The sequence below is a fragment of the Paraglaciecola sp. genome (assembly GCF_030730205.1).
Classification (GTDB): domain Bacteria; phylum Pseudomonadota; class Gammaproteobacteria; order Enterobacterales; family Alteromonadaceae; genus Paraglaciecola.
On the sequence record NZ_JANQVQ010000252.1, the window covers coordinates 1 to 9,531 of the forward strand.

At 44.5% G+C, this 9,531-nt stretch carries 3 protein-coding genes; all 3 read left to right on the forward strand.

The window, feature by feature from the left end; genetic code table 11:
* The first annotated feature begins 155 nt into the window (after positions 1-155).
* The 3 genes from NWQ57_RS16430 (at position 156) to NWQ57_RS16440 (ending at position 9,454) form a co-directional block, all read left to right on the forward strand.
* Complete coding sequence (locus NWQ57_RS16430; RefSeq protein ID WP_306023249.1) at positions 156-1,637, forward strand: tryptophan halogenase family protein; 1,482 nt, start codon at positions 156-158, stop codon at positions 1,635-1,637.
* A gap of 288 nt (positions 1,638-1,925) precedes the next feature.
* Positions 1,926-5,012: a TonB-dependent receptor gene (locus NWQ57_RS16435; RefSeq protein ID WP_306023250.1), complete on the forward strand. Its 3,087-nt coding sequence runs from the start codon at positions 1,926-1,928 to the stop codon at positions 5,010-5,012.
* Positions 5,013-5,125: 113 nt separating this feature from the next.
* Positions 5,126-9,454 carry an alpha-1,6-glucosidase domain-containing protein gene (locus NWQ57_RS16440; RefSeq protein WP_306023251.1) on the forward strand — a complete coding sequence of 1,443 codons (4,329 nt, stop codon included), beginning with the start codon at positions 5,126-5,128 and terminating at the stop codon, positions 9,452-9,454.
* Positions 9,455-9,531 lie beyond the last annotated feature (77 nt).

Here is a 9,531-nt window from a genome sequence, read left to right on the forward strand (position 1 = left end):
TCGTCAGTTTGGACCCTCGTACATGCTCAACTTCAACTATTCTTTTTATTAGAAAATAGTGAGTTTAAAAGACTCCTTAAGTTCATTGCTTAAGGGGTCTTTTTTGTTTGTGGGTTTTAGTATGCTTGTGACCAACGTGTTTCTAGGAATTGTTTATGCGGATTTGTATCGTCGGTGGTGGGACTGCAGGGTGGATGGCAGCAAATTTATTTGCACATCATTGGACTGATAAACCCATCGAAATAGTGTTGGTTGAGTCTCCTGAAGTAGGCATAGTAGGAGTAGGTGAGGGGTCCACTCCTACATTAAAACGATTTTTTGAAATGTTGGGCATTGCTGAATCTGATTGGATGAGTCGATGCAATGCGACGTACAAAGTAAATATTAAGTTTGCAGGTTGGAGTCCACAGTCGGGTATTGATGATTACAGTCATCCTTTTATTTCACAATTAGATACCTTTTCTCAAGGTGCTTTTTTTATGAATTGCCGCACACGGCGTTTAGGATTAGCTACTCACACCAGTCCCGCTGATTTTTTATTAAATGGAGTGCTCGCCCAACAAAATAAAGGGCCCATTACACCGGATCACTTTCCATTTAGGATGGAATATGGTTATCACTTTGACTCTTATTTATTGGGTGATTTTTTAAAAGAGCACGGAAAAAAATTGGGTGTGATACATAAACAAGCTTTTATTTCAGGCATCGAAAAACAGCTTAACGGTGATATAAAACACTTACTATGTGCTGACGGCGAGCGAATAAGTGCAGAGCTGTTTATTGATTGCAGTGGTTTTTCGAGTTTACTCATGCAACAGCAATTAGGGGTGAAGTTCAAGTCTTACCACAATAATTTGTTCAATGATGCAGCAGTAGTTATGCCCAGTACAATCAGTTCAGCTATTCCCGTTGAAACCACTGCAACGGCGCTAAGTAACGGGTGGTGCTGGAAAATTCCATTGACCAATCGATTCGGCAATGGCTATGTATATAGCTCTGATTTTATTAATAGTGAGCAAGCTGAAACTGAATTGCGTCAACATCTCAATATGATGGAAAACGAACATAATTGCCGTCATTTAAAAATGAAAGTAGGATGTTTAGAGACGCATTGGCAGAATAACTGCGTTGGTTTGGGTTTGGCACAGGGGTTTATTGAGCCTCTCGAAGCCACCGCTTTGCATTTGGTGCAAATATGCATCGAGATGTTTATCGATGACTTTAGTGCTGGTAATTTTACCCAACAATTCCAAGCCCAGTACAATCAAAAAGTAACCGAGCGATTTGAGCGGGTCCGAGACTATATCGTGGCGCATTATAAAATAAATACTCGCAATGATTCTGAGTATTGGCGTGCAAATCGCAACAACCCGCATTTATCTGAATCATTAATTCAATTGTTAGAAGTATGGTATCGACGTGAAGATTTAGAACAAGAGATAAAACGCCAAAACTTAGAAAGCCATTTTGGCACGGTATCCTGGCATTGTTTACTGGCAGGATATGGCGCATTCCCCCCGATAGCTGATAAACAGCCTGGCACTGGTGACTTGTATGTAGACCAGAAAATTAAGTCCTTCTTACACGGCTGCTCCCTCAACTTTAGTGCTCATCAACATAATCTTGAACGTCTATAGTTGCCGCTCGCTCATCGTTTGAGCCGATAGGTGAGGGTTAATTCCTTCATTATCTTGCTATTTTTACTCCCTTTTCAGCTATTCAAGAAGAGTAGGGCGGACGCATCACAAACACATTTCCTACCCTTTTCATCTGCATACGTATGCAGGGATTGAATACGTATGCACGAGGTTGTTGCACTTGTTAACTGGGCGTTAATATTCCGTTAGAAAAATAGGGGTGGTTGCGGTTCGGGGAATTTTTCGCATTCGACAACCATCTGACAATAACGGAAACGGGACACGTAAATGAAAAAATTTAGACCCAGTTTAATAACGGCAGCGTTGGTTGCCAGTGGTATGGCAATTATTAATCTACCAGTTTACGCACAGGAAGCCGACGTTGAGATAAAACCACTCTCAAGCGAAACGCCTTCTGAGGAGATTGAAAAAATTGAGGTTAGGGGCTTTGCTACTAGCTTAATTCAGTCATTAAACCAAAAGCGCTTTGGCGATACCGTATCAGAGCAGATCTCTGCGGATGACTTGGGGGGCTTACCTGACGTGTCGATGGCGGACGCCTTAACGCGTTTGCCAGGCATTTCTGCGGTACGTACTGGTGGCCAAGCTGCCGAAATAAACATTCGCGGTTTGTCAGGGGACTTTGTTTTTTCAACCTTAAACGGACGTGAACAAGTGTCCACCAGTGGTTCCCGTTCTATTGAATTCGACCAATATCCTTCAGAACTTATTTCCTCCGCTGCAGTGTATAAATCGCCAAAAGCATCCTTAATTGAAGGCGGTGTAGCGGGTACGGTAGAATTAGAAACAGCCAGTCCCTTAAGTATCGACGGTGATTACAAGTTCAATATCAATGCCCGAGGCATGTTCAACGATCGCGCCAGTGAAGTCTCTGACGCTGAGCAATATGGCCATCGTTTTAGTGTGTCATATCAAACTAAGTTTTTAGACGAAACACTAGGCTTAGCCTTAGGATACGCGCGTTTATACCAGCCTAGTGTATCAACTCAATTTATTGGCTTAGCGTATAACACCGAAGCCGATGTCGATGGTTTAGCCGGTGATATTGAAAACGTCAGTGCTACCTGTTTGGCCACAGAGCCATGCGCGGGTTATGAGAAAATCAGCGAAGGTTTTGAAATGCAGCACCAAGGTGGTGTTGAAACCCGAGACGGTTATATGGCTGCCCTTGAATGGGCGCCCACCGATAATTTCACACTAAAAACAGATGTGTTTTTATCTAAGTTTGAATCTGAGGAGTTTGCGCGCGGGTTTCGGGTAAAATTAGGTGGCAGTCAGGTGTCTATCGCCAATCCCGTGATTAAAGATAATCATGTGATTGGCGGCGCATTCAATCGCACTTCAGGTAGCTTTACCCGTGTTGAGTTAGTCAATGATGATAACCGTGACAGTGATCAAGTTTTTAGTGCAGGAATTAAGGCAAACTGGCAAGCAACTGATAACCTGAGCATGACCTTTGATGTGAGTTTATCCAAGGCTGAAAGTGATTTTCAAAATGGCTTGTTATGGAGTTTAGTGGGGGAAGACGCTACTGCTACCAATCCACAGTTTGATAAAAACATTTCTTTGTCTTATTTGTTAAATGGCCTCAACTTACCGGATTTAGCATTTAATCAAGCCGACGCATTCAGTGATATAGACCGAGTTATGGTCAGTAAGTACGGTATTTACCCCTTTAAAAATAAAGATGAACTTAAAGCGTATCGGTTTGACGTGAAGTACGAGCTTGATAACGACTTTATCTCTTCTATTGAATTTGGCGCCAGATACTCTGATCGAGAATACAATAACGATCGGTCGGTGTTTGAATACGGTAACGACTCTGCCTTTTCAGTTAGCCAACCACCGCTACGCTTGACTGACGATATGGTGAATCGTGTAGGTTGGGGCAGTGAATTTGCATATTTTCCTAATTATTTATCCATTGATTTAGACAAAGCCTTGAGCGCTTGGTTTCCTTCTGGCATTCCGCAGCCTGTGCAAACTTGGGGGGTGGGTCATCCCGGCGTGATTAACAGTCCAACCGGCAATGAAGGGCCCAATACGGCTTGGTCGATGCAAGAGAGTGGCGACGTATTCGAAGAAGTAACCGCCGCTTATTTGATGGCCAATATCGACACTGAAATCGCGGGTTTGCCTATCACCGGTAATATTGGAATTCGTCGTGTTGAGTCAACCCAAAGCTCAACAACGCTACAAGATGTCAGTACCACCGAGACCGTTTTTGATGAGGATGGTAATGAAGTTGAAGTCACCGTTGGCGACCCTACGCGCGGCGCACAATACATCACTGATGATGCAGGTTTAATTAATAGCTTCTTTCGTCCAGCTCTATTAAGCGATACTTACACCGACTATCTACCTTCATTAAATTTAAATTTCCGTTTAACGCAAAGCCAGCAATTGCGTTTTGCTGCGGCAAAAGTGATGGGGCGCGCACCTATCAACCGCTTTGCAGCTAACACAACTACTAACGTTCAAACTGTAAGTGCGAGTCAAAACCCTGACACCGGTGAAATCATCCTGTCTAGTCCAACAGCTAAAATCAATGGTAACAGCCGCAACAGTCCATACTTGCGGCCGTTTTATGCTGACCAATATGATGTGTCTTATGAATATTACTTTACCGAAACTGACGGCGCTTTTGTCGCAGCTCTGTTTTATAAAGACATTAAATCATTTGTAGACGACATATCACTCGAACCTTATGACTTTGCTGGTAATGGCTTTGTGGTACCTACTGAGGTGTCGGTACCCGTATTTGTTGAGGCCGATTCGCCAGGCGCCACGCCAGTAAGAGCAAGGGATGAGAATGGGGATCCGCTATCGGTAATCGTTCCTACTGAAAATGGTCGCTATGACACGGCAGTAAATAATGCCAGCGGCGGTTATATTCGAGGTCTCGAGCTGACCTATACGCAAATTTACGACTTCTTACCTGGGGCGTGGTCAGGCCTCGGTATGAACGCCAGTTACTCCTTCACTGAAAGTGAAATCACCCGCACGTTGACCGACTCAGTATTTTCAATTCAGCTACCAGGTTTGTCGGAAAATGTGGCTCAGGCCACTGTTTTTTGGGAGTACGAAGGTTTTGAAACACGAGTGAGTGCCCGTTATCGAGATGCGTTTGTCTCTAAGCAAGTGGCTGTAAACGAGCAAACTGTCAATTTTGCTTCTGAAGTAGTGGTGGACCTGCAAGCGGCCTACGACATCAATGAAAACCTAGGTGTAGTATTTCAAATCAATAACCTAACCGATGAACCTACCCGTAGCTATTTTGGACAAGAAGACTTAACAGGGACCATTCAATTTTTTGGTACTCAGTACTTCTTAGGAGTGACCTATTCATTATGAGTATTCTAACTATTAGTTCATTTAGTCAGCTGCTTAGCGGCAGAAAATTGTCAAATCTACCAAATTGTGTGGCTTTGTTAAGCAAACTATCCATGACATCGGAGCAACCCCCTATGTTTATAAACCCCCTTATGTTAAGCCGCGTCTTGCTCATATTTACTGCAGTTGTTTTAGCAGGATGTGGTGGTTCGTCGGTCGAATCCGGCTCAAACCAATTATTAACCTGTAGTGTGCCAACGGTGCCTAATGCCGCTGGCACAATGTGTGTAGCTCCGCCGCCATTTAATTGTGCACCTCCTACTGTGCCTAACGAAACCAATGATGGGTGTATTGTAGGTGCAGACCCAACCGCGCCAGCGCCTAGCGTTTTTCCGACTGACTCCCAAGCTGTGTTGTATTACAACCGAGCAGCAGTGGGGGCAACAAATGTCGCTGGCGACCCCTCTTATGAGGGGTATCGTTTGCACACGTGGAGTGTTGCTGGCGCCTGCGATGCCTATGCTGCTTCTGATACGGATTGGGCCAATGGTCGTGTACATAACGGGGTTGACCCTAACTATGGCGCGTATTGGATAGTAGAATTAAAACCCGGATACGCCGGTACACCAGGGGCTTGTGGTAATTTTATTATTCATAAGGGGGATGAAAAAGAAATGGGCGGGGGTGACTTCACAATGCCGCTCTCTCAGGACGATCCTACTTTTACACGCATGAACTTTGTTTTTTCGGGGGAGGCCTCAATTTTTGAATTTCCAATTGTTTCTCTTGGACCTCAACCAGTAAAAATTGAAGGGCAAGCCGCTCATTGGTTAGATGCCAATACCTTATTGTGGGACGTAGATTTCACTAAAGTCAGTACCGTGAAATTGCATTACTCCGCCGCCGCCGATTTAGCCGTAGATCTTGAAACTGGTTTAAACGGCACAGCAATCGAGTTAGAAGAAGTCACGCTATCCGATGAGCAAAAAGCGCTTGCGCCTCACCTTGCGAATTTACATGCGTTTCATGGTCAATGGACGGCTGAGGATGCGAAGCAAGTGCTAAAAGCACAAGCCGTCTTAGCCTCGTATGACAGTGAAGGATTAATTAATGGTGCCACAGGTATCCAAATCGCCAATGTATTAGATAACTTATACACCCGCGGTGAAGAGGATGCTGATGAAGCGCAACTTGGTCCGATTTACGGTGACGATGGCACTATCACTGCCGCTTTGTGGGCACCGACAGCGCAAAGTGTGAAGCTAAATCTGTATAACGCCAACAAGACTCTTGCTTCGTCAACAGCGATGACCTTGGACGATAACACTGGTATTTGGACCTACACTGGTGGCAGCGAGCTTGATCGAGCCTTATATCGTTTTGAAGTGACGGTTTATCATCCTAAGGCAGAAGGCTTACAAGTATTGTTAGTTACTGATCCTTATTCTGTGAGCTTATCAACCAATAGCCGTTTTTCTCAATTTGTTAACTTAAATGACGCTGATTTAAAGCCGGACGGCTGGGAAACGCAAACTGTTCCAACCATAGCTAACTTTGAAGATGCGGTTATATACGAAGGTGCAATCCGAGACTTTAGTATCCGTGATGAAAGCACAAGTGCAGCCAATCGTGGCAAGTACCTCGCTTTCACTGAGATGGACAGCGCGCCCGTCAAACACTTAAAAAAATTAGCCGAGAAAGGCTTAACTCATTTTCACATGCTACCGGCTAATGATATTGCCACCATCGAAGAAGATGTGACTAAAACCGTTAATCTGTCCAGTACCTTAAATGCACTTTGTAGATTGAATCAATCAGCAGATATCTGTAAAGACTCATCAGTATCTCAAAACATGACGCTAGCAGAATTATTTACAAGCTATGATTCAATTTCTGAACCAGGTAAAGCCCAAGCGCTAGCCGAAGCAATGCGCGGTGTTGATCAATTTAACTGGGGCTACGATCCATACCACTTCAATGTGCCAGAAGGCAGTTATGCCTCTAATCCCGAAGGTGTAACACGCATTAAAGAAATGCGCGCGATGAATATGGCGCTGCATGAAATCGGCTTACGTGTTGCCCTTGATGTGGTCTACAACCACACTAATGCTTCAGAACTAAATGGTAAATCAGTATTAGACAAAGTTGTGCCTGGCTACTACCACCGCTATGAAGTTGATACTGGCGCTATCGTGCGTGAAACTTGCTGCGATGATACCGAGCCACGCAATGTGATGATGGAAAAGTTAATGCAAGACTCATTGATTCAATGGGCCAGCCAATATAAATTCGACTCTTTCCGTTTTGACATTATGAGCCAAGCCACCAAGGCCACAATGATCCGTTTGTTTGATGCGGTAAAAGCCGTTGATGAGGATACGTATTTTTATGGCGAAGGCTGGAATAAAGCTGACAGAGGTTACGAGCAAGCCACGCAAATTAATATGGCCGGAACCGAAATTGGTACCTACAACGACCGCATTAGAGAGGCCGTACGTCAAGGCCATATCTTTAGTAAAGAAGCCAGTAACGATGCACTTGCTGCCCAAGACAGAATAAAAATGAGTTTGGCCGGCACCTTAACAAACTACGTATTGAAAGATTTTAATGATGTGGCGACTACCACAAATATTCTAGGTGGCTACGCGACTGATCCTGGCGATATCATTAACTACGTGTCAAAACATGATAATGAAACCCTGTGGGATCAATTAAATTATGTACTTCCGGATGATCTGACTTTAGCTCAACGTGTAAGAGCGCAAAACATTGCCGCAACCATTCCCTTAATGGCACAGGGTATTCCGTTTTTGCAAATAGGTGGTGACTTTTTACGCTCTAAGTCTATGGATAGAAATACCTACGATTCTGGAGATTGGTTCAGCTATGTAGATTTTACTATGGCCACCAATAACTGGAATGTCGGTTTGCCTTTGGCACAAGATAACCAAGCTCGTTGGGAAGAGATTGGTCAATTCATGAATAGCCCAGAGCGAGCGGCAAGTATGACTGAAATTGAGTTTGCCTCTGAGGTATTCAACGAACTGCTTAGTATTCGTAGCAGCTCTGCGTTATTCAGGCTCACTACGGCTGCGGATATTATCGATCGAATCGGTTTTCATAACATCGGCAAACGTCAAACCCAAGGTTTGATTGTCATGAGCATCGACGATGGCATAACAAGCAGTGACGAAGCGACTCGCCCTGACTTAGATCCCATGGTGGATGCTGTGGTGGTGGTTATTAACTCCAGTTATGAAGAACATTCTCACACTGTGCCCACTGCCAGCGGTTTTGAATTACATCAGATCTTGGCATCGTCAATCGATCCTACCGTGCGCGGTGCTTATTTTAGCCCTGGCGAAGGTGAGGGAACGTTTACCGTTCCGGCCTTAACCACTGCTGTGTTTGTTAAAGCGCAAAGTGGTGAACAAGGGCTAGGACTCTCGGCGTATGCTACATCTGGCGCGCCGGATGTCGTGCCGTTCGGAAGTACAGTCGTAATGGTTCGCGGTGCATTTAATGGCTGGGGTGAGGTTAATCAAATGACCTACGCCGGCAGTGGCGTGTACGAGTCAATTGTTAGCGTTCCAGCTGGCGATTACGAATTCAAAGTGGCCTCAGCAGATTGGTCAACTGTGGACTTTGGTGCAAGCGATCAAGATATTACCCTAGGTAGCGATAAAGCATTAAGTCGAAGCGGCGCTAACTTAAAATTATCCTTGTCTGAAGACGCTACTTTGAAATTCAGTTTGGATGCGAGTGATACTGAGGCGCCAATCATCAATGTTGATTACGAAGAGCCTTTCCATCCTACCACCGTATTTGTGCGTGGTGCGTTTAATGGTTGGAGTGAAAATAACCCAATGTCTTATGAAGTCGGCGGACAATATATGGCGACCTTTGATATCACGGCTGGCGATTACGAATTCAAAATTGCCTCAGCAGATTGGTCTACAGTCGATTATGGCGCGGCCGATGCTGATACCTCTTCAAGTATTGGTAACCTCAAAGACGCTAGAAGGAGCGGGGGCAACATTGCTATTACTATTCCAGTTGATGGACGTTATACCTTCCTGTTTGATGCCGCTGATATCAATGCGCCAACTATTGCTGTTTTCAATGCAAAAATGTTTGGCGAGACCGCCGTGTTTATTCGTGGTGCATTTAATGGTTGGGGAGAGTCTGATGAGGTGGCTTATATGGGAAATAGCACTTACGAAACCCAAATAGCCATCGATGCGGGTGATTATGAGTTTAAAGTGGCTTCAGCTGATTGGTCTACGGTTGATTTTGGCACCTTAGGCGACGATCAAGTTGTGGCCTTAGATAGCAAGAAAGCCTTAGGTCGCTCGGGTGCTAACCTAAAATTGACCATTGAAAACACCGGAACCTATAAATTTACGGTTTCAGGTCCTGATCCAAGTCAGCCTAAAGTAACAGTGACTCAGGTTACGCCTTAATGAGTTAACACCGTATGACTGTTAAGCCGCTCAATTGAGCGGCTTTTTATTATTAGCCAATAACTAATAGTTGCTCA